Source organism: Kitasatospora sp. NPDC023176 (assembly GCF_055560495.1).
Genome location: NZ_JBVHIP010000015.1, coordinates 31,677 through 52,195, shown reverse-complemented (window position 1 = coordinate 52,195; position 20,519 = coordinate 31,677). Strand labels below are relative to the sequence as shown.

The window sequence follows — 20,519 nt, the reverse complement described above, 5'->3', positions numbered from 1 at the left end:
GGGCGGGCTACTTGACCAGGTTCGCGCGGATCTCCGCGGCGGCCTCGGCGCCGTAGGCGTCCTCGAAGCGCTTCAGGAAGGCGACCGGGCGCAGCTCGTACTCCTGGGTGCCGACGGTCTCGATCACCAGGGTGGCGAGCATGCAGCCGAGTTGGGCACTGCGCTCCAGTTCGATCCCCCAGGACAGGCCGGCCAGGAAGCCGGCCCGGAAGGCGTCGCCGACGCCGGTCGGGTCGACCTTGGCGTCCTCCACCGGGCAGCCGACCAGGATCGGGGCCTCGCCCTTGCGCTCGATCCGGACGCCCTTGCTGCCCAGGGTGGTGACCCGGGTGCCGACCCGGGTGAGCAGTTCCTCGCCGCCCCAGCCGGTCTTGGTCTCGATCAGCGCGGCCTCGTACTCGTTGGTGAAGAGGTAGGCGGCGCCGTCCACCAGCTCGCGGATGTCCTCGCCTTCCAGGCGGGCCAGCTGCTGGGAGGGGTCGGCGGCGAAGGCGTAACCGCGGGTGCGGCACTCCTGGGTGTGGCGCACCATGCCCTGCGGGTCGTCGGCGCCGATCAGGACGAGGTCGAGGCCGCCGACGCGGTCGGCGATCGGCTTGAGCTCGATGTTGCGGGCCTCGGCCATGGCACCGGTGTAGAACGAGGCGATCTGGTTGTGGTCCTCGTCCGTGGTGCACATGAAGCGGGCGGTGTGCCGGGTCTCGGAGATGTGGACGGAGTCGCAGTCCACGTTGTTGCGCTCCAGCCAGCTGCGGTACTCGGTGAAGTCCGCGCCGGCGGCGCCGACCAGGATCGGTCGGAGCCCGAGCACACCCATGCCGAACGTGATGTTCGGCGCGACCCCGCCGCGGCGGATGTCCAGGGCGTCGACCAGGAACGACAGCGACACGGTGTGCAGCTGCTCGGCGACGAGCTGGTCGGCGAACCGACCGGGGAACGTCATCAGGTGGTCGGTGGCGATCGAGCCGGCGACGGCGATACGCACGGAGGTCTCCTCAGGATGGCAACAGGGCCAGCGGGGGCGGATGAACCCACTAACGGTACCGGTGCGGGGGCGGCGAGCCGGCATGCGTCCCGCAAGCTGCCGCCCGGCCCTCCCGGCCATGGTGGCACCCGAAGCCCTCGGACGTGTACTACCTCCGGGTAGCACTGGTGGGCCCACGGAGCCGCGCCTAGGGTCGGCAACGGGAACCCTGTCGGACGTGACGGGGCCCGTCGTCGACCGTGGCGGTGCGGCCACGGCCTGGATCGGAGCGATGCCCGATGATGCCCAACCACTCCCCGCTGCCCGCCCTTCGGTCCGACGCGGACGGCGAGACCCTCGACGCGCTGGTCAGCTCCTCCCGTCGGCTGCGCCGGTTCTGGCCGCAGGTGACGGCCGGTCCGGAGCCGGCCGCCCCCGCGTCCGTCGGCGTACGGGTCCCGTCCGGGGCCCAGCGACTGGTCGCCGGGATGGCCGAGTACGGCATGTGATCCGCCCGGGCCGAAGCGGAACCGGATCCGACCGGGGCACGTCACATCCGCGCGGAGCAGCCGAGGAGGCGGCGCCGCTGAGCCCTCGGGAGGATGTGCAGATGGATCTGGAGACGATGCCCCAGCGCGGTCGGCAGACGGTGGCCCTGGCGGTGGCCGCGCTGGCGGCGGTGGTGACCCTGGCCGGCTGCAACGGCGACGGCAAGGGCTCCGGGGATTCGGCCAAGAGCACCGCGTCGGCCACCGCGAGCGCCTCGCCCTCGGCGAGCGGCTCCCCGCAGGCCCCGGCGGACTCCGGCTCGCCGTCCGCGGGGGCCACCACGAGCGGCCCGCCGCCCGGCTGGTCCCCCACCCCGGCCGAGCCCGCCCCCGGGCGGCCGTCGGGAGCGGCCACTCCCCCGGCCAACGGGATCGCCCCCGGCGAGCCCGACCCGGCCGGTACCGGCAAGCCCAACCCCGGGGCGCGACCGCCGATCGGCTACCGGGTGGACGGCGGCAACACACTGACCGTCTACTTCTTCGGCGGGGTCTGCACCAAGTACGCGCTGAAGGCGGACGAGTCCCAGCAGGGCCAGGTCGGCGTCCAGGTCGTGCCGGGCCCGCCGGCCGTCCAGCCGGGACAGGTCTGCACCGCGCTGGCCAAGCGGCAGTCCGTCTCCGTCGACCTGCGCTCGCCGCTGGCCGGGCGGACGGTGGTCGACAAGTCGAGCAACCAGGACGTGCCGCTGGAGGGCGACTCGCACATGGGCCCCGACCCGGTGACTCCGGACGGCCCGGCGCGGTAACCCGGCAGGGCGCTGGAACGCGAAAGGCGGCCCGGGGGAAGGTTCCCCTGGGCCGCCTCGGCGTTCGAGGCCCGCTTCAGGCTTAGCTGAAGGAGTCGCCGCAGGCGCAGGAGCCGGTGGCGTTCGGGTTGTCGATCGTGAAGCCCTGCTTCTCGATGGTGTCGACGAAGTCGACGGTGGCGCCACCCAGGTACGGGGCGCTCATGCGGTCGGTGACGACCTTGACGCCGTCGAAGTCCTTGATCACGTCGCCGTCGAGCGAGCGCTCGTCGAAGAACAGCTGGTAACGCAGGCCGGAGCAGCCACCGGGCTGGACGGCGACGCGCAGCGCGAGGTCCTCGCGGCCTTCCTGCTCCAGCAGGGCCTTGACCTTGGCCGCGGCGGCATCGGTAAGGAGGATGCCACTCTCGACGGTGGTCTCGTCCTGGACGGTCATCTGCTTTCTCCCGGTCTTGACGACGGTCTGCCGCCAGTGCCAACCAACGACTGCCCGGTTTCATTTCCCGGACGGCGGTGGATTTCTGCGGTCAGTTCGACGGCTGGTTTTCCGTGGGCCGGGTGGGTCACCCAGGCCTCTACGCTCCCCATGCTCGCACAACCGGGGAGGACGGGGCACCGCCCGCGTCATGGATCCGGGTGAACGGGCCCCACGGCCGCCCCGCGGACGCCAGGATGGGCGGCATGATCCTTCGCCAGGTCAGGGACACCGCAGCGGACGCGGAGGTCGTCCAGGAACTGTCCCTCGCCGCGTTCGCCGACCTGTCGGACGACCCCGCGCGGGCGCCCGGACCGACGCCGCTGCAGCTGGCCCGGACCAGGCACCTGGCGCGCACCGATGCCGGGGGCTGCTGGGTGGCGGAGGCCGGCGGGCAGGCGGTCGGGGTGGTGCTGTCGATGCGCCGCGAAGGACTGTGGATGCCCTCGCTGTTCGCGGTCCGGCCGTCCGCGCGGGACCAGGGGGTGGGGCGGCTGCTGTTCGAACGGGCCCTGGCGCACGCCGGGGGCTGCCTGCGCGGCATGGTCTGCGTCTCCGGCTCCCCGGCGGCGGCCCGCCGCTACCGGCTGGCCGGGTTCACCCTGCACCCCGCGATGCGGCTGACCGGGCGGGTGGACCGGGAGGGGCTGATCGACCCGGGCGACATACCGGTGCACCGCGGCAACCTCACCCACCTGCACCTGCTGGACTCGGTGGACCGCCGGCTGCGCGGGTCCGCGCACGGCCCGGACCACGAGCTGATGCTCGGGCACTTCGAGGAGCTGCTGGTCGCCGACGCGCTGGCCGGCAGCGGCTACTGCTACCGGGACGGCGGCGTGGTGCGGCTGCTGGCGGCCACCAGCAAGCGGATCGCGGCCCGGCTGCTGCGCGAGGCGCTGGCCCGGGTGCCGGACGGGGTCGAGGCCCGGGTGGAGTACCTGACCGCCGAGCAGGAGTGGGCGCTGGACGTCGGCCTGGAGGTCGGGCTGACGCCGGAGACCGGCGGCTTCGTCGGGGTGCGCGGGATGCGGCCGCCGACCCCGTACCTGCCGAGCGGGGCGTTCCTCTAGGGCCTGGGCGTGCGGACGGCCCCACCGGGCGGGCCGGTGGGGCCGTACGGACGGACGGCGGGGCCTCGATCAGGCCATGGTGTCCAGGATCTCCCTGACCATCTCCATGGTCGTGCCCGGGTGCAGGAAGGCGAAGCGGGCGACCGTCTCGCCGTCCCAGCCGGTCGGGGTCACGAAGCCGATCTGGTCCGCGAGCAGCTGCTGCGACCAGCGGTAGTAGTCGTCGTTGGTCCAGCCGGTGCGCTTGAAGCAGACGGCGGAGAGCTGCGGGTCGAACAGCAGCTCCAGGTGCTCGGTGTCGCGGATCAGCTGGGCGGTGTCCCGGGCCAGCTGGAGGCCGGTCTCGACGGCGTCGGTGTAAGCCTGGACGCCGTGGACGGCCAGCGAGAACCAGAGCGGCAGGCCGCGGGCGCGCCGGGTCAGGTGGTAGGCGTAGTCGGTGGGGTTCCACTCGTCGCCCTCGGTGTGCAGGACGTCCAGGTAGGAGGCGTCCTGGGTGTGCACGGCGCGGGCGAGCTGCGGGTTGCGGTAGATCAGCGCGGCGCTGTCGAAGGGGGCGAACAGCCACTTGTGCGGGTCGACCACGAAGGAGTCGGCGTGCTCGATGCCGTTGTAGCGCTCGCGCACCGAGGGGGCGAACAGGCCCGCGCCGCCGTAGGCGCCGTCCACGTGGAACCACAGGTCGTGCTCGCGGGCGACATCGGCCAGGCCGGCCAGGTCGTCGATGATGCCCTCGTTGGTGGTGCCGGCGGTGCCGACGACGGCGATCACCGTCTCCGGGTGGGGGTCGGCAGCCAGGGCGGCGCGCAGCGCCTCACCGGTGAACCGACGGTTCACGGTCGGGACCTTGAAGGCCTCGACGCCGATGATGTTGAAGGTGTTCTTGACCGAGGAGTGCACCTGGTCGGCGACGGCTATCCGCAGCCGGGCCTCCGGGCCGACGCCGAGCTTGCGGCGCGCGGTGTCGCGGGCGACCACCAGGGCGGACAGGTTGCCCGCCGAGCCGCCGGAGACGAAGCAGCCGCCGGCCGAGGCGGGCAGCCCGGCCAGGTCGGCGATCAGCCGCAGCACCTGGTTCTCGGCGGCGATGGCGCCGGCCGCCTCCAGCCAGGAGATGCCCTGCAGCGAGGCGCAGGAGACGACCATGTCGAACAGCAGCGCGGCCTTGGTCGGGGCGCACGGGATGAAGGACAGGTAGCGGGGGCTGTCGGCGGAGATGACCGCGCGGGACAGCTCGTGGTCGTACAGCTTGAGCACGTCGGCCGCGTTGTTGCCGTCCTGGTTGAGCAGGCCGGCCAGCTGGGCGCGCAGGTGCTCGCCGTCACCGGGGTGGTCGAGCGGGACGGGGTCGTACTGCAGCCGCTCCCGCATGTAGTCGAAAACCAGGTCGACCAGTTCGTTGTCGGGCCGGTGCATGCGGTCGGGTGCTGCGGACACGGCTGTCCCTCTCGGCTGTGGGGGTCGGGGGGATCCGGTCGGCGGGACGCCTCACCGCAGTGACCGGACGTGATCAGCGTAGGCAGCGGGGGTGCTTCGCCGCGCGTCGGAACGCGGCTGGTCAGGCAGGTTTCGGGCGTCTTCGGACGGGTCCGCGCAGGATTCCTGCGTACCCGCCGCGGGCTCAGCCGATCAGCTGGGAGAGGACCACCGAGGAGCGGCTGCGCTGGACGCCGGGCTCGCGCCGGATGCGCTCGATGACGGCCTCCAGGTGGCGCATGTCGCCGGCCCGCAGGTGCACCAGGGCGTCCGGATCCCCGGTGACCGTCCAGGCGGCGACCACCTCGGGGAACTGGCGCAGGCTGGCGAGGATCTCCTCGGGGGCGGTGCGTTCGCGGCAGTAGACCTCGACGAAGGCCTCGGTCTGCCAGCCGAGCACGGCGGGGTCGAGCACCACGGTGAAGCCCCGCACCACGCCGCGTGCCCGGAGCCGGTCGATCCGGCGGCGCACGGCGGTGGCGGAGAGGTTCACCTGGAGACCGATCTCGGCGTAGGAGGCACGGCCGTCGCTGCCGAGGCGGGCGAGGAGCTGCCGGTCGGTCTCGTCCAGGTCCGCCCCGATCACCTCATGTGCTCGGCTGCTGGTCATCGGTGCGGGGCTCCACGGGTCGTGCGGTGGGGGTGAGGGGGCGTTCCGGACGGTGGGGCAGCGCTGTCGCGGCCGCTGCCACCACTGCCGAAACGGTTCGCCACCCATTCTGGCGGATGACCTGAACGAGTCCACCGCCGACGGATGACCGGCGGGCGGCCATCAGTCCACGAGCAGCACGATCTTCCCCCGGGTGCGGCCCTCGGCGCTGAGGGCCTGGGCGGAGGCCGCCTGGGCCAACGGGAAGGTCGAGGCGACGGTGACGGTGAGCCGGCCGTCGTCGGCGAGCGCGGCGAGCTCCGCGAGGCCCGACGCGTCCGGGCGGACCCAGACGTAGTGGCCGCCGAGGGCCTTGACCCCGAAGTCGGTGATCGAGGCGATCCGGGCCGGGTCGGCCACCAGGCCCGCCGAGATCTGGACGGCGCCCCGGCCGACCAGGTCGAGGGCGGCGTCCACGCCGTCCGGGGCGAGTTCGCGCACCCGCTCGGCCAGGCCCTCGCCGTAGGTGACCGGTTCGGCGCCGAGGCCGCGCAGGTAGTCGTGGTTGCGCTCGCCCGCGGTGCCGATCACCCGGGCGCCGCGGGCCCGGGCGAGCTGGACGGCCAGGTGGCCGACCCCGCCGGCGGCGGCGTGCACCAGCACGGTCTCCCCCGCGGCGAGCCGCAGCGCGTTCAGGGCCTGCAGCGCGGTGAGCCCGGCCAGCGGCAGGCCGCCGGACTGCGCCCAGTCCAGCGCGGCGGGCCGGCGGGCCAGGGTGCGGACCGGGGCGGAGACCAGTTCGGCGTACGTGCCGTGTTCGACGGCGTCCTTGCGGACGCAGCCGTACACCTCGTCGCCGGGGGCGAACTCCGTCACCCCGCCGCCGACCGCACGGACCACGCCCGCCACGTCCCAGCCCATGACCAGGGGGAAGTGCGCGTCCAGCAGGCCGTCCAGGGCGCCGTCCCGGACCTTCCAGTCCACCGGGTTCACCCCGGCCGCCCGGACCTGCACCAGCACGGAGTCGGGCCCGACCTTGGGATCGGGCAGGTCGGTGTACTCGACCACCTCGGGGCCGCCGTAGCGGTTGATCGCGATTGCCTTCATGGGCTCAGCCATACCCGGAGGCTTCGAAGTATCGATTCGGCCACGGCCGGAAGCATCCTTTCCGCCGAGCGGTTCTCGTCACATCGACAGGATGGCCATCGTCACTCTGACGCTAACCGGTTAGAATAGATAGTGTCAGATAGACGAAAAGGCCCCGCACGTTCGGCCGCACAGAAGGGCACCCGCCCGTGACCACCACCATCACCGAGACCTACGGCGTCGACCCCACTCCGACACCGCTCGCTCTGCTGCTGCTCGGCCGGGAGGCCGACCCGAACAGCGAGCGCGGCGTCGAGTGCCCCGGTGACCTCCCGCCGGCCTCCGACCCGGACCTCGTCGAGCGCGCCCGGGCGGCCAAGGCCGCACTCGGCGACCGCGTCTTCATCCTCGGCCACCACTACCAGCGCGACGAGGTCATCGAGTTCGCCGACGTCACCGGCGACTCCTTCAAGCTCGCCCGCGACGCCGCGGCCCGCCCCGAGGCCGAGTACATCGTCTTCTGCGGCGTGCACTTCATGGCCGAGTCCGCGGACATCCTCACCGGGGACCGGCAGCAGGTCGTGCTGCCGGACCTCGCGGCCGGCTGCTCGATGGCCGACATGGCCACCGCCGAGCAGGTCGCCGAGTGCTGGGACGTGCTGACCGACGCCGGCATAGCCGACGTCACCGTCCCGGTCTCGTACATGAACTCCTCCGCCGACATCAAGGCCTTCACCGGCAAGCACGGCGGCACCATCTGCACCTCCTCCAACGCCCAGCGCGCCCTGGAGTGGGCCTTCGAGCAGGGCCAGAAGGTGCTCTTCCTGCCCGACCAGCACCTCGGCCGCAACACCGCGGTGCGGGACATGGGCCTCTCGCTGGACGACTGCGTCCTGTACAACCCGCACAAGCCGAACGGCGGCCTGACCGCCGAGCAGCTGCGGGACGCCAAGATGATCCTCTGGCGCGGCCACTGCTCGGTGCACGGCCGGTTCAGCCTCGACTCGGTGAACGACGTCCGCGAGCGGATCCCCGGCGTGACCGTCCTGGTGCACCCCGAGTGCAAGCACGAGGTCGTCAGCGCCGCCGACATGGTGGGCTCGACCGAGTACATCATCAAGGCCCTGGACGCCGCCGAGCCCGGCTCCAAGTGGGCCATCGGCACCGAGCTGAACCTGGTCCGCCGCCTGGCCAAGGCGCACCCGGACAAGGAGATCGTCTTCCTGGACCGCGCGGTCTGCTTCTGCTCGACCATGAACCGGATCGACCTGCCGCACCTGGTCTGGGCGCTGGAGTCGCTGGTCGAGGGCCGGGTGCCGAACGTGATCAGCGTCGACCCGGAGACCGAGAAGTACGCCAAGGCCGCGCTCGACCGGATGCTGGCCCTGCCGTAACCCGGAGCCGGCTCGGGGCCGACGACGGCGAAGGGCGGGCCCCCTCCCATCGGAGGGGGCCCGCCCTTTCGTCTGGCAGCGGCCGCGCGGCTACTCGTACTCGGGGAACCCCGGGATGACGCCCTCGCCCTCGGACAGCAGCAGGGCCCGGACCTCGTCGAGGGTCGCCTCGGCACTCGGCAGGATCAGCTCGGACGGCTCCAGGGAGTCGTCCGGCAACCGGCTGCCGTACTGCTTCACGGCGTCCAGCAGCTTGCCGTAGGCCTGGCGAAAGGTGCCCTCGTCGCCCGACTCCACCGCGGTGAGCAACTCGTCGTCGAGCTGGTTGAGCAGGTTCAGGTGGTCCTCGCCCACCTCGTACTGCCCCTCACCCATGACCCTCATGATCATGCTGCGCTTCTCCTGGTTCGTGGGTGCGTTCAGCTCACTTGTTGTAGTTGATGCGCGGGGTGTCCTGCGGGTGCGACTCCTGCGGCTGCTGAGCCGGCTTGCCCTGCTCGATCGCGGCCGGACCGGCGGCGGGGCCACCGGACAGCTCGGCCTTCATCCGGGCCAGCTCCAGCTCGACGTCGGAACCGCCGGCCACCCGCTCCAGCTCGGCCTCGATGTCGTCCTTGCGGCCGAGACCGCTGGCGTCGTCGAGCGCGCCGGAGGCCAGCAGCTCGTCGATCGCACCGGCCCGGGCCTGCATCTGCGCGGTCTTGTCCTCGGCACGCTGGATCGCCAGGCCGACGTCGCCCATCTCCTCCGAGATGCCGGAGAAGGACTCGGCGATACGGGTCTGCGCCTGCGCCGCGGTGTAGGTGGCCTTGATGGTCTCCTTCTTGGTACGGAAGGCGTCCACCTTGGCCTGGAGGCGCTGGGAGGCGAGCGTGAGCTTCTCCTCCTCGGCCTGCAGGGCCTGGTACTGCGTCTCCAGATCGGTGATCTGGGACTGCATGTTGGCCTTGCGGGTCAGCGCCTCGCGCGCGAGGTCCTCACGGCCGAGGGACAGCGCCTTGCGGCCCTGGTCCTCGTACTTCGCGGACTGCTGCTGGAGCTGGGTCAGCTGGAGTTCCAGGCGCTTGCGCGAGGTCGCGACGTCCGCGACGCCACGCCGTACCTTCTGCAGCAGTTCGAGCTGCTTCTGGTAGGAGTAGTCGAGCGTCTCACGGGGATCTTCCGCCCGGTCCAAGGCTTTGTTCGCCTTGGAGCGGAAGATCAGCCCCATACGCTTCATGATTCCGTCGCTCATGGGCCTCGGGTGCCCCCTTCTCCGGCCTGCGGTCTTAAATCTCGTTACCAGACACGACGAGTGTATGTGCAGCGAGCCATTCGCCGCAGTGCACCTGCCTGCAACAAGACTGCTACAGCGACCAGGGGCAGATCCTCATCCCCCGGGTGGATCCGCCTCTCATCCTCTCCATACTCCATCCGACTGATCCCCTACGGGAAGGGGCCGGGCACCCCGGGTCGGATCGCGGCCGGACGGATCGATATGCGTTTGGGTCCGAGGGGACCCTTGGTCGCGGCGTCGCACCCCGTACGCTGGTGGTGTGTTCCGACGCCGTTCAGATGATGCCGCCTCCGCCACCGTGCTCGAGGACGAGACGCCCCAAGCCCGCCACCCGCAGGCCAAGAAGGGCCGCCCCACCCCCAAGCGCAACGAGGCCGAGGCCAACCGGCGCACCCGGGTCACGGTGCCCAAGGACCGCAAGGAGGCCTCCCGCCAGGCACGCGACCGGATGCGCACCGAGCGTGAGAAGCAGCGCCAGGCGCTGATCGACGGCGACGAGCGCCACCTGCCCGCCCGTGACAAGGGCCCGGTGCGCAAGTTCGCCCGCGACTACGTGGACTCCCGCTGGTCGCTGGCCGAGTTCTTCCTGCCGGCCGCCGTGGTCATCCTGGTGCTGAGCATCGTCAAGGTGCCCGCCCTGCAGCTGCTGTCCACGCTGCTGTTCCTGCTGTTCTTCGTGCTCGTCGTGCTGGACTTCGTCCGCCTCGGCCTGGGCCTGCGCAAGCAGCTGGCCGAGCGCTTCGCCGGGCAGAACACCCGTGGCGTGGTCGCCTACGGCATCATGCGCACCCTGCAGATGCGCCGGCTGCGCCTGCCCAAGCCGCAGGTGCGGCGCGGGGAGAAGCCCTGACCGCCGAACCGGTGGACTCCGGCTGGGCCCCGCCGTCCTGGGAGGGGCCCGGCCTCTACGCCCTTCCCGGACAGGGCGGCGCGCTCCCCGGCCAGGGCGACGGCGGCCACGACCGGCTCGGCCAGGAGCGTCGGCTGCCCTCCCGCAGCGGCTCCTTCGCCGGCGGCACCGGCGCCTGGCTGGACCGGCTCGGCGGGCTGCGCAACTTCGTCCGGCAGGAGCTCGTCTCCCGGCAGCTCGCCGAACAGCTGGCCGGCCGGAGCGCCCAGCGCGTCCTGGACATCGGCTGCGGACAGGGCACCCAGGCCCTGCGGCTGGCCCGGGCCGGCCACTACGTCACCGGGATCGACTCCGACCCGGTCGCACTCGGCGTCGCCCAGGGGGCACTCGCCGAGGAGGCGCCCGAGGTGCGCGGCCGGCTACAGCTGCTCAGCGGCGACGGCCACCAGTGCGGGCGCTGGTTCGGCCCGCGCAGCTTCGACGTGGTGCTCTGCCACGGCGTCCTGATGTACCTGCCCGACCCGGACCCGATGATCGCCTCGCTGGCCCGGCTGCTCGCGCCCGGCGGGCTGCTCTCGCTGCTCGTCCGCAACCGCGACGCGCTCGCGCTGCGACCCGCCGCCGCCGGGGACTGGCGGGCCGCCCTGCACGCCTTCGAGAGCGACCGGTACTACAACCGGCTCGGGCTGGCCGCCCGCGCCGACCGGCTCGCCGACCTGAGCGTCACCCTCTCCGAGGTGTCGGTGCCGGTGCGGCACTGGTACGGCGTCCGGGTCTTCACCGACAACGCGCCCGACGACGCGACCCCGCCGGTGGACGGGCGACAGCTGGCCCAGCTGCTCGAAGCCGAGGACCGGGCCGCCCGCACCGACCCCTACCGGCAGGTCGCGGCGCTGCTGCACGTGATCGGGGCCAAGTGAGCCCGGGGGCTCAGCCCTCGTGCAGGCTCATCCCGTAGACCTTGGCGCCGTCCTCCAGGAGGACCGCGGTGTCCACGCCCTCCTCGGCGAGCTGCTTCCAGCTCTCCCCGATCCAGGTCTCGGCATCGCCCTGGCCGGCGAACTCCTCCTGGCCGAGGCTCGACGTCACCGCGCTGCCGTCCGCCTTCTCGTACCGCCACGTCCAGACCATGCCCGGCTCCTCCCACTGACGCTGCCGTGTGTGCTGCGCACCATAGCCTGCCCGGCCCGATCTTCCGTATGCCTGTCGGGCAGGATGGGCGGCATGGCGACCCACCCCCCGCTCCCCCGCACACTGCTGCTCGGCGGCGCGCGCTCCGGCAAGTCCACCCGCGCCGAGCAGCTGCTCGCCGACCGCCCGGACGTCCTGTACGTGGCCACCGGCGGCACCCGGGACGGCGACGCCGAGTGGGCCCAGCGGGTCGCCCTGCACCGGGACCGCCGGCCGGCGAGCTGGCGCACCGCCGAGACCTGCGCGCTGGAGGCCGTACTGGCCGACGCCGAGGACCCGGCGCCGGTGCTGATCGACTGTCTGGCGCTGTGGCTGACCGCCGTGATGGACGAGTGCGACGCCTGGGACGACGCGGCCTGGACGGACGGCGGCGAGGCCGCGGTGCGGCGCCGCTGCGAGGCCCTGGCCGCGGCCTGGGCCGACACCCGGCGGACGGTCGTCGCGGTGAGCAACGAGGTCGGCATGGGCGTCGTCCCGGGCACCGCCGCCGGGCGGCGCTTCCGCGACACCCTCGGCCGCCTCAACATGGCCGTCGCCGACGCCTCGGAGCGGGTCCTGCTGGTGGTCGCGGGACAGGTTCTGACGGTCAAGCCGAGCCCGCACACCCACGGCGTGTAGCCTTCCGGACGATGGACACGACCGTGGATCTCGATACGTTCTCCTCGCTCGTCGAGCGCCCCGACGACAGCGCCCGCCGGGCCGCCGAGGAACGCTGGCAGGAGGCCGGGCCGCGTGGCGGCCTGGGCAAGCTGGAGGAGCTGGGCAGCTGGCTGTCGTCCGTACAGGGGCGCTCCCCGGTGCGGCCGGTCTCGGCGCCCAAGGTGCTGCTGTTCGCCGCCGACCACGGCGTGGCCGCGCTCGGCGTCTCCCGGCTGCCCGCCGACGGCGGCACCGCGGCCCGGGTGCGGGCCGTGCTCGACGGCAGCGCCCCGGTGGCCCGACTGGCCGCCCGCTACGGCGCCGAACTGCGGGTGGTCGACGTCGGCGTGGACACCGACCCCGCGAACTTCCCGGACGAGGTGGTCGCCCACCGGATCCGGCGCGGCTCCGGCCGGATCGACGTCGAGGACGCGCTCACCCCCGAGGAGACCGTCCGGGCCTTCCGGGCCGGCATGGCCGTGGCCGACGAGGAGGCCGACTCCGGCACCGACCTGGTACTGCTCGGCGACCTCGGGGTCGGCTCCACCACGGTGGCCGCCGTCCTGGTCGGCGCGCTGTGCGGGACGGACGCGGCCGCGGTCTGCGGGCGCGGCTCGGGCATCGACGACCGGGTGTGGATGGTCAAGTGCGCCACCATCCGGGACTCGCTGCGACGCGCCCGGCCGGTGCTCGGCGACCAGCTGGCGCTGCTCGGCGCCACCGGCGGGGCCGACTTCGCGGCGATCACCGGCTTCCTGCTGCAGGCCGCCGTCCGCCGGCTGCCCGTGGTGCTGGACGGCGTGGTCTCCTCGGCCTGCGCGCTGGTCGCCCAGCGGATCGCCTTCCGGGCGCCGGAGTGGTGGCGGGCCGGGCAGTCCAGCGGTGAGCCGGCCCAGGCGAAGGCTTACGACCGGCTCACCCTGACGCCGCTGCAGGACCAGGGCATCACCCTGGGCGAGGGCGTCGGCGCGGTGCTCGCGCTGCCGCTGCTCCAGGCGGCCGGCGACGCGCTCGCGGACGAGGCGCCGAGGCCGTTCGTACCGGCGGCGCCGAAGGAGCAGCCGAAGCTGCCGTCGGCGGCGGATCTGCTCAGGAAGCTGTAGCAGCGGCGGGAGTCCGGACGCTCTGACAGCTGACGGTCGGCGACCGGGCTTCCGGCCGGTGGCCTTCCGCTCCGCGCGGTTCCCCGCGCCCCTTTCGGGGCGCGGGGATTCTGTTTGTCGGGAGGCGGGGCGCGGGGCTCCGGTTCTCCGGGCTTCGGGCTTCGGGCTTCGGGCTTCGGGCTTCGGGCGAGCGCGGGGTGCGGGGTGAGTGCGGTTCGGTGCGGGTGGAGGAGTGGGAGCGATGGCCGGCGACGGTGGGCGGGCGACGTGGGGCGAGGGACTGCGGTTCGCGTTCGGGACGCTGTCCGTGCTGCGGGTGCGGGTGGAGCGGTGGGACCGGGCGGCGGCGGGCCGGGCGATGACGGCGGCGCCGGTGGTCGGGGTGGTGCTGGGCGGGATCGCCGCCGCGGCGGGCGCGGTGGTGGCCTGGCGGGCGGGCGGGCTGCTGGGGGCGGGGACGGCGGTGGGGGTGCTCGCCGCGCTGACCCGCGGGCTGCACCTGGACGGCCTGGCGGACGTCGCCGACGGGCTGGGCAGCGGCAAGCCGGCCGAGGACGCGCTGCGGATCATGAAGCAGTCCGACATCGGCCCGTTCGGCGTCCTGACCCTGCTGCTGGTGCTGCTGGTCCAGGTCGCCGCGCTGGCCGGCCAGTTCGGGCAGTCGCCGCTGCGCGGCGCCCTCGCCGTGCTCGCCTCGGCGGTGGCCGCGCGGTGCGCGCTCGCCTGGGGCTGTCTGCGGTCGGTGCCGGCCGCCCGACCGGGCGGGCTGGGGGCGATGGTGGCGGGCACCGTCACACCCGCCGGGGCCGTCATCGGGACGCTCGTCGCCGCACTGGCCCTGGCCGCGGCCGGACTGTTCGACGGATGGTCAGCCGTGCGTCTCCCGCTGGCCGTTGCGCTCGGGGCGGGCGGGGCCCGGTTGCTGCTCGGGCGGTGTGTCCGCCGGTTCGGCGGAATCACCGGGGACGTGCTCGGCGCGATGGCCGAGACCGCCGCGACCGGGACGCTGTTCGCCTTGGCGTTGCTGGGCTGACACCGGGCGGCGCGTGATCCCAGCATGCGGACTACCATGCCTGAAGCACCGCAGCCCTGCACCGTGGCAGGTCCTGCCCGCCCGGCGCGCACCGTGGAGCCGGGTCCTCTGGTGTTCGCGTCCGCCGTCGCGGCCGCGCGCACCAGGGGGCCCGGACCCGCTGGTCCCGCCGGCGGACAGCCTGGACGGCGGGCTGCGCCGGTTCGGCAGTCACGCCGCGACCGGCCGTGGACCGCGAAAGAACAGGACGCATTACGTGACTGCATTGTCTGTGAGCACCTCCTCCGCCGCCTCGCTGCGCGCGGACGCCCTGGTGGTCGGTGTCGCGAAGGGCCCCAAGGGCATGCTGCTGGCGCCCGGCGCCGAGGCCGTGAACGAGGCGTTCGAGGGCAAGCTGGCCGAGATCCTCGGCACCCTGGGCGCGACCGGCGCCGAGGGCGAGGCCGTCAAGGTGGCCTCCCCCGCCGGGCTGAAGGCCGCGCTCGTGCTCGCGGTCGGCCTCGGCGAGGCGGCCGAGGACGGCTACGAGCTGGAGGCGCTGCGCCGCGCCGGCGGCGTCGCCGCCCGCACCCTGGCCGGTGCCAAGAAGGCCGCGCTGGCCCTGCCGGCCGAGTCCGCGGAGCAGGTCGAGGCGGTCGCGCTGGGCGGCCTGCTCGGCTCGTACACCTACGGCACGTACAAGGCCAACGGCGTCGGCAAGGAGCCGGTCGGCGAGCTGGTCGTGCTGACCGCCCGCAAGGGCAGCAAGGACGCCAAGGCCGCCGTGGAGCGGGCCGCCGCGATCGGCGAGGAGATGAACCGCGCCCGCGACCTCGTCAACGCCGCGCCGAACGACCTGACCCCGAAGAGCTTCGCCGCGATCGCCCAGGCGGCCGGCAAGGAGCACGGCCTCAAGGTCGAGGTGCTGGACGAGAAGGCGCTGACCAAGGGCGGCTTCGGCGGTCTGCTGGGTGTCGGCGCCGGCTCGGCCAACCCGCCGCGGCTGGTGAAGGTGGCCTACACCCACCCGAAGGCGAAGGCCTCGCTGGCGTTCGTCGGCAAGGGCATCACCTACGACTCGGGCGGCATCTCGCTGAAGCCGGCCGGCCACAACGAGACCATGAAGTGCGACATGGCCGGCGCCGCCGCCGTGTTCGCCGCCGTGGTGGCCGCCAAGCGCCTGGGCCTGGCCGTCAACGTGACCGGCTGGCTGGCGCTGGCCGAGAACATGCCGTCCGGCACCGCGACCCGCCCGGGTGACGTGCTGCGCATGTACGGCGGCAAGACCGTCGAGGTCCTGAACACCGACGCCGAGGGCCGTCTGGTGCTGGCCGACGCGATCGTCAAGGCCGGCGAGGACGCCCCGGACGTCATCGTCGACGTGGCGACCCTGACCGGCGCCATGGTGCTGGCCCTGGGCACCCGCACCTTCGGTGTGATGGCCAACAACGACGAGCTGCGCGACAACCTGCACACCCTCGCGGGCGAGGTCGGCGAGCAGTCCTGGCCGATGCCGCTGCCGGCCGACCTGAAGAAGGGCATGACCGACTCGACCATCGCCGACCTGGCGAACATGGGCGAGCGGATGGGCGGCGGCCTGGTGGCCGGCCTGTTCCTGCAGGAGTTCGTGACCGAGGGCACCGACTGGGCGCACCTGGACATCGCCGGCCCGGCGTTCCACGAGAGCGCGCCGTTCGGCTACACCCCGAAGGGCGGCACCGCGAGCGCGGTGCGCACCCTGGTCCGCTTCGCGGAGCAGACCGCGGCCAACGGCAAGGCCTGATCCTCCAGGTCCCGGCCTCGACGGGGGCCCGGCGCGGGTGCGCCGGGCCCCCGTCGGCGTTCCCGTACGGGTTACCTGCGAGTAGCCCGGGACTCCCCACCGCACCCTTGTTCGCCACGGGCGAAACTTTGTTCCGCACTGCGGAAGAGGCGACGCCGAAGCGGGCGGAAGCCGCCCGTCCGGCGGCTGTCAACAAGGCCTTGAGCTGCGATGATGCCCTTCCGTCGGGGGTATTCCCGCCCCGGTGACCACTCCGCGGGACACCCCTGGGGTGGACCCGGACATCAGCCACCGCGAACAAGTGCGAAGATGTATTTCCGGCACGACTGGGCGCCCCACAAAGGCTTCCGACCCACCGGACCGCGACCGGCCCGGCGACCCACCCCATTGCATGGAGGACGTGACGTGGCGAACGACGCCAGCACCGTTTTCGACGTAGTCATTCTCGGAGGCGGAAGCGGCGGTTACGCCGCGGCGCTCCGCGCCGCTCAGCTGGGTCTGAGCGTCGCCCTGGTCGAGAAGGGCGAGCTGGGTGGCACCTGCCTGCACCGCGGCTGCATCCCGACCAAGGCCCTGCTGCACGCCGCCGAGATCGCGGACGAGACGAAGGAGGCCGCCGAGTTCGGCGTCCTGGCCACCTTCCAGGGCATCGACATCAACGGCGTCCACAAGTACAAGGACGACGTCATCGCCGGCCTGTACAAGGGCCTGCAGGGCCTGGTGGCATCCCGCAAGGTCACCTTCATCCAGGGCGCGGGCAAGCTCTCCTCGCAGACCTCGGTGGACGTGAACGGCCAGCGCATCGAAGGCCGCCACATCGTCCTCGCCACCGGTTCGGTGCCGCGCTCGATCCCGGGCCTGGAGATCGACGGCAACCGCGTGATCTCCTCCGACCACGCCCTCAAGCTCGACCGGATCCCGAAGTCGGCCGTCATCCTCGGCGGCGGCGTCATCGGCGTCGAGTTCGCCTCGGTCTGGAAGTCCTTCGGCGTCGACGTCACCATCGTCGAGGCGCTGCCGCACCTCGTCCCGCTGGAGGACGAGAACTCCTCCAAGCTGCTGGAGCGCGCCTTCCGCAAGCGCGGCATCAAGTTCGAGCTGAAGGCCCGCTTCTCGGGCGTCGAGTACACCGAGGCCGGTGTCCGCGTCTCCACCGAGAACGGCAAGCAGATCGACGCCGACCTGCTGCTCGTCGCCATCGGCCGCGGCCCGGTCTCGGCCGGCCTCGGCTACGAGGAGAACGGCGTCGCGATGGACCGCGGCTACGTCCTGGTCGACGAGTACATGCGCACCAACGTGCCCACCATCTCGGCCGTCGGCGACCTCGCCCCGACCCTGCAGCTCGCCCACGTCGGCTTCGCCGAGGGCATCCTGGTCGCCGAGCGCCTGGCCGGCCTCAAGCCGATGCCGATCGACTACGACGGCGTCCCGCGCGTGACCTACTCCAACCCGGAGGTCGCCTCCGTCGGCATCTCCGAGGCCAAGGCCGTCGAGCTGTACGGCAAGGAGAAGGTCGTCACCCTGAAGTACAACCTGGCCGGCAACGGCAAGAGCAAGATCCTGAAGACCGCCGGCGAGATCAAGCTCGTCCAGGTCAAGGACGGCGCCGTGGTCGGCGTCCACATGGTCGGCGCCCGCATGGGCGAGCAGGTCGGCGAAGCCCAGCTGATCTACAACTGGGAGGCCCTGCCGGCCGAGGTCGCGCAGCTCATCCACGCGCACCCGACCCAGTCCGAGGCCCTGGGCGAGGCGCACCTGGCGCTGGCCGGCAAGCCGCTGCACGCGCACGACTGATCGCGCCCACCACCCCCCTTTCCAGTACTTCCCGTACGCAAGACTTGATAGGAGTCGCTGAAACCATGGCGGTCTCAGTAACACTGCCCGCGCTGGGCGAGAGCGTTTCCGAGGGCACCGTCACCCGTTGGCTGAAGGCCGAGGGTGAGCGTGTCGAGGTCGACGAGCCGCTGCTCGAGGTGTCGACCGACAAGGTCGACACCGAGATCCCGGCTCCGGCTTCCGGCATCCTCTCCTCGATCAAGGTCGGCGAGGACGAGACCGTCGAGGTCGGCGCCGAGCTGGCGATCATCGACGACGGCACCGGCGCCCCGGCCGCCGCTCCGGCCCCCGTGGCCGAGGCCGCGCCCGTCGCCGCCCCGGCTCCGGTGGCCGCTCCGGCCCCGGCTGCTCCGGCTGCCGCCCCGGCCGCCGCTCCGGCTGCTCCGGCCGCCGCCGACGCCACCCCGGTGCTGCTGCCGGCCCTGGGCGAGTCGGTCACCGAGGGCACCGTCACCCGCTGGCTGAAGGCCGAGGGTGAGACGGTCGAGGTCGACGAGCCGCTGCTCGAGGTCTCCACCGACAAGGTCGACACCGAGATCCCGTCGCCGGTCGCCGGCGTCGTCGTCAAGATCCTGGTCGGCGAGGACGAGACCGCCGAGGTCGGCGCCCAGCTCGCGCTGATCGGTGCCCCGGGTGCCGCCGCCGCTGCTCCGGCTCCGGTTGCCGCTCCGGCCCCCGTTGCCGCCCCGGCCGCCCCGGCTCCGGTTGCCGCTCCGGCCCCGGTTGCCGCTCCGGCCCCCGTTGCCGCCCCGGCCCCCGTTGCCGCCCCGGCCCCGGTTGCCGCTGCTCCGGCTCCGGCCGCTGCTCCGGCCCCCGTTGCCGCCCCGGCTCCGGTCGCCCCGGCTGCTCCGGTGGCCGACGCCGGTGACGCCTACGTCACCCCGCTGGTGCGCAAGCTCGCCGCCGAGCACGGCGTGGAGCTCACCTCCGTCGCCGGCACCGGCGTCGGCGGCCGCATCCGCAAGCAGGACGTCATCGCCGCCGCGGAGGCCGCCAAGGCCGCTCCGGCCCCGGTCGCCGCTGCCGCCCCGGCCGCTGCGCCGAAGGCCGCCGTCGCGCCGTCCGCCCTGCGTGGCCAGACGGTCAAGATGACCCGCATGCGCAAGGTCATCGGCGACAACATGATGAAGGCCCTGCACGAGCAGGCCCAGCTGACCAGCGTGGTCGAGGTGGACGTCACCAAGATCATGTCGCTGCGCGCCAAGGCCAAGGACGGCTTCCTCGCCCGCGAGGGCGTCAAGCTCTCGCCGATGCCGTTCTTCGTGAAGGCCGCCGCCCAGGCCCTGAAGGTCCACGCGGTCGTCAACGCGCGGATCAACGACGCCGAGGGCACCATCACCTACTTCGACACCGAGAACATCGGTATCGCGGTGGACTCCGAGAAGGGTCTGATGACCCCGGTCATCAAGGGTGCGGGCGACCTCAACATCGCCGGCATCTCGAAGAAGACCGCCGAGCTGGCCACCAAGGTCCGCGACAGCAAGATCACCCCGGACGAGCTGTCCGGCGCCACCTTCACCATCAGCAACACCGGCTCGCGCGGTGCGCTGTTCGACACCGTGATCGTGCCGCCGAACCAGGCCGCCATCCTGGGCATCGGCGCCACCGTCAAGCGCCCGGTCGTCATCGAGGCCGACGGCGGCACCGCCATCGGCATCCGTGACATGACCTACCTCTCGCTCTCCTACGACCACCGCCTGGTGGACGGCGCCGACGCCGCCCGCTACCTGGTCGCGGTCAAGGAGATCCTGGAGGCCGGCGAGTTCGAGGTCGAGCTCGGCCTGTGAGACACCGCCGTTGAGGCAGCACAGCCGTAACCGGCTGTGACGGGCTGTCACCGGCTGACCGGAGCCCCGCGCCGTCCCCGGACGGTGCGGGGCTCCGGCGTTCCCGGGATGCGGATTCCGCCGGGTCATGGCATGCATGGAGACGACGGAACAGGGATGCTTGAGCAGTGATGGACGAGACCGACTTCTGGCAGATCATCGACGACACCTGGGAGGCCGCCGACGGCGATCCCGACGAACAGGCCGAGCGGCTGGTGGAGCGCCTCGTCCAGCTGACCCCGGACGACGTGATCGACTTCGCCCGGCTGTTCGAGGCCCGGTTCCAGCGCGCCTACCGCTACGACCTGTGGGGCGCTGCCCACCTGTTGCTGGACGGCGCCTCCGAGGACACCTTCGACTACTTCCGTTGCTGGCTGATCGGCCAGGGCCGGGAGATCTTCGAGGGCGGGCTGGCCGAACCGGACGACCTGGCGGACCTACTGCCGGAGTTCGACGAGGAGGAGGACGGCGAGGCCGAGGACCTCGGCTACGCCGCCGACGAGGCGTACGAGCAGCTGACCGGCCTGCCGCTGCCCGAGGTGGGCGGGCGGCAGGCGGGGCGGCCGGCCGGGGCGAGGCTGGACTTCGAGGACCCGGACGTCATGGCGAAACGCTTCCCCAAGCTCTGGGAGCGCTACGGGGACTGAGGCGGATC

At 72.8% G+C, this 20,519-nt stretch carries 20 protein-coding genes and 1 pseudogene; 13 read left to right on the top strand and 8 right to left on the bottom strand.

Going from position 1 to position 20,519, the window contains the following annotated elements:
• Positions 1-7: 7 nt before the first annotated feature.
• Positions 8-985 (bottom strand): carbohydrate kinase family protein, encoded by a 978-nt coding sequence (locus ACZ3YL_RS21220; protein WP_465659067.1) that lies wholly within the window; start codon positions 983-985, stop codon positions 8-10.
• Positions 986-1,263: 278 nt separating this feature from the next.
• Between ACZ3YL_RS21220 and ACZ3YL_RS21215 the strand changes: the two genes are divergently transcribed.
• Both ACZ3YL_RS21215 and ACZ3YL_RS21210 read left to right on the top strand, forming a co-directional pair.
• A complete protein-coding gene (locus ACZ3YL_RS21215) occupies positions 1,264-1,473 on the top strand; it encodes a hypothetical protein (protein WP_188304007.1) in 210 nt (69 codons plus the stop codon).
• Between the two features lie 101 nt (positions 1,474-1,574).
• Positions 1,575-2,258: a hypothetical protein gene (locus ACZ3YL_RS21210; protein WP_465659065.1), complete on the top strand. Its 684-nt coding sequence runs from the start codon at positions 1,575-1,577 to the stop codon at positions 2,256-2,258.
• Positions 2,259-2,340: 82 nt separating this feature from the next.
• Here the strand turns inward: ACZ3YL_RS21210 and erpA are convergent, their stop codons facing one another.
• Positions 2,341-2,694, bottom strand: a complete 354-nt coding sequence (erpA, locus tag ACZ3YL_RS21205) for an iron-sulfur cluster insertion protein ErpA (protein WP_049651846.1) — start codon at positions 2,692-2,694, stop codon at positions 2,341-2,343.
• Positions 2,695-2,939: 245 nt separating this feature from the next.
• Between erpA and ACZ3YL_RS21200 the strand changes: the two genes are divergently transcribed.
• Positions 2,940-3,803, top strand: coding sequence for a GNAT family N-acetyltransferase (locus tag ACZ3YL_RS21200; protein WP_188304009.1), 864 nt, complete (start codon positions 2,940-2,942; stop codon positions 3,801-3,803).
• Between the two features lie 69 nt (positions 3,804-3,872).
• Here ACZ3YL_RS21200 and ACZ3YL_RS21195 read toward each other — a convergent pair whose 3' ends face one another.
• The 3 genes from ACZ3YL_RS21195 to ACZ3YL_RS21185 all read right to left on the bottom strand — a co-directional run bounded on the left by ACZ3YL_RS21195 (position 3,873) and on the right by ACZ3YL_RS21185 (position 6,975).
• Positions 3,873-5,240, bottom strand: a complete 1,368-nt coding sequence (locus ACZ3YL_RS21195) for a pyridoxal phosphate-dependent decarboxylase family protein (protein WP_465659063.1) — start codon at positions 5,238-5,240, stop codon at positions 3,873-3,875.
• A gap of 184 nt (positions 5,241-5,424) precedes the next feature.
• On the bottom strand, positions 5,425-5,889 hold the full coding sequence (locus ACZ3YL_RS21190) for an Lrp/AsnC family transcriptional regulator (protein ID WP_188304010.1): 465 nt from the start codon (positions 5,887-5,889) through the stop codon (positions 5,425-5,427).
• 162 nt (positions 5,890-6,051) lie between these two features.
• The gene (locus ACZ3YL_RS21185; protein ID WP_465659061.1) at positions 6,052-6,975 is read right to left on the bottom strand and encodes an NADP-dependent oxidoreductase; all 924 of its coding nucleotides are present in this window, start codon (positions 6,973-6,975) and stop codon (positions 6,052-6,054) included.
• Between the two features lie 188 nt (positions 6,976-7,163).
• Between ACZ3YL_RS21185 and nadA the strand changes: the two genes are divergently transcribed.
• On the top strand, positions 7,164-8,348 hold the full coding sequence (nadA, locus tag ACZ3YL_RS21180; RefSeq protein ID WP_465659059.1) for a quinolinate synthase NadA: 1,185 nt from the start codon (positions 7,164-7,166) through the stop codon (positions 8,346-8,348).
• A gap of 90 nt (positions 8,349-8,438) precedes the next feature.
• Here the strand turns inward: nadA and pspAA are convergent, their stop codons facing one another.
• Both pspAA and ACZ3YL_RS21170 read right to left on the bottom strand, forming a co-directional pair.
• Complete coding sequence (gene pspAA / locus ACZ3YL_RS21175; protein WP_188304012.1) at positions 8,439-8,738, bottom strand: PspA-associated protein PspAA; 300 nt, start codon at positions 8,736-8,738, stop codon at positions 8,439-8,441.
• Between the two features lie 34 nt (positions 8,739-8,772).
• Entirely contained in the window at positions 8,773-9,582 is an 810-nt protein-coding gene (locus ACZ3YL_RS21170) for a PspA/IM30 family protein (protein WP_188304013.1), read from the bottom strand.
• Between the two features lie 301 nt (positions 9,583-9,883).
• Between ACZ3YL_RS21170 and ACZ3YL_RS21165 the strand changes: the two genes are divergently transcribed.
• Together ACZ3YL_RS21165 and ACZ3YL_RS21160 are read left to right on the top strand one after the other, a co-directional pair.
• Entirely contained in the window at positions 9,884-10,474 is a 591-nt protein-coding gene (locus ACZ3YL_RS21165; protein ID WP_188304014.1) for a DUF3043 domain-containing protein, read from the top strand.
• 179 nt (positions 10,475-10,653) lie between these two features.
• Positions 10,654-11,394, top strand: coding sequence for a class I SAM-dependent methyltransferase (locus ACZ3YL_RS21160; protein ID WP_188304027.1), 741 nt, complete (start codon positions 10,654-10,656; stop codon positions 11,392-11,394).
• A gap of 10 nt (positions 11,395-11,404) precedes the next feature.
• Here the strand turns inward: ACZ3YL_RS21160 and ACZ3YL_RS21155 are convergent, their stop codons facing one another.
• Positions 11,405-11,605, bottom strand: coding sequence for a hypothetical protein (locus ACZ3YL_RS21155; protein ID WP_380463789.1), 201 nt, complete (start codon positions 11,603-11,605; stop codon positions 11,405-11,407).
• Between the two features lie 105 nt (positions 11,606-11,710).
• Here ACZ3YL_RS21155 and cobU point away from each other — a divergent pair.
• The 7 genes and pseudogenes from cobU to ACZ3YL_RS21120 all read left to right on the top strand — a co-directional run.
• Positions 11,711-12,283, top strand: a pseudogene (cobU, locus tag ACZ3YL_RS21150) (bifunctional adenosylcobinamide kinase/adenosylcobinamide-phosphate guanylyltransferase); the annotation flags it as partial.
• An 11-nt stretch (positions 12,284-12,294) separates the two neighbouring features.
• A complete protein-coding gene (locus ACZ3YL_RS21145) occupies positions 12,295-13,407 on the top strand; it encodes a nicotinate-nucleotide--dimethylbenzimidazole phosphoribosyltransferase (RefSeq protein ID WP_188304017.1) in 1,113 nt (370 codons plus the stop codon).
• Between the two features lie 241 nt (positions 13,408-13,648).
• Positions 13,649-14,440, top strand: a complete 792-nt coding sequence (locus ACZ3YL_RS21140) for an adenosylcobinamide-GDP ribazoletransferase (RefSeq protein WP_465659055.1) — start codon at positions 13,649-13,651, stop codon at positions 14,438-14,440.
• A 256-nt stretch (positions 14,441-14,696) separates the two neighbouring features.
• On the top strand, positions 14,697-16,202 hold the full coding sequence (locus ACZ3YL_RS21135; protein WP_465659054.1) for a leucyl aminopeptidase: 1,506 nt from the start codon (positions 14,697-14,699) through the stop codon (positions 16,200-16,202).
• Between the two features lie 405 nt (positions 16,203-16,607).
• Positions 16,608-17,996 carry a dihydrolipoyl dehydrogenase gene (lpdA, locus tag ACZ3YL_RS21130; RefSeq protein WP_188305783.1) on the top strand — a complete coding sequence of 463 codons (1,389 nt, stop codon included), beginning with the start codon at positions 16,608-16,610 and terminating at the stop codon, positions 17,994-17,996.
• A 65-nt stretch (positions 17,997-18,061) separates the two neighbouring features.
• Positions 18,062-19,825, top strand: coding sequence for a 2-oxoglutarate dehydrogenase, E2 component, dihydrolipoamide succinyltransferase (sucB, locus tag ACZ3YL_RS21125; protein WP_465659052.1), 1,764 nt, complete (start codon positions 18,062-18,064; stop codon positions 19,823-19,825).
• Positions 19,826-19,995: 170 nt separating this feature from the next.
• The gene (locus ACZ3YL_RS21120) at positions 19,996-20,511 is read left to right on the top strand and encodes a DUF4240 domain-containing protein (protein ID WP_188305781.1); all 516 of its coding nucleotides are present in this window, start codon (positions 19,996-19,998) and stop codon (positions 20,509-20,511) included.
• Positions 20,512-20,519: the final 8 nt, after the last annotated feature.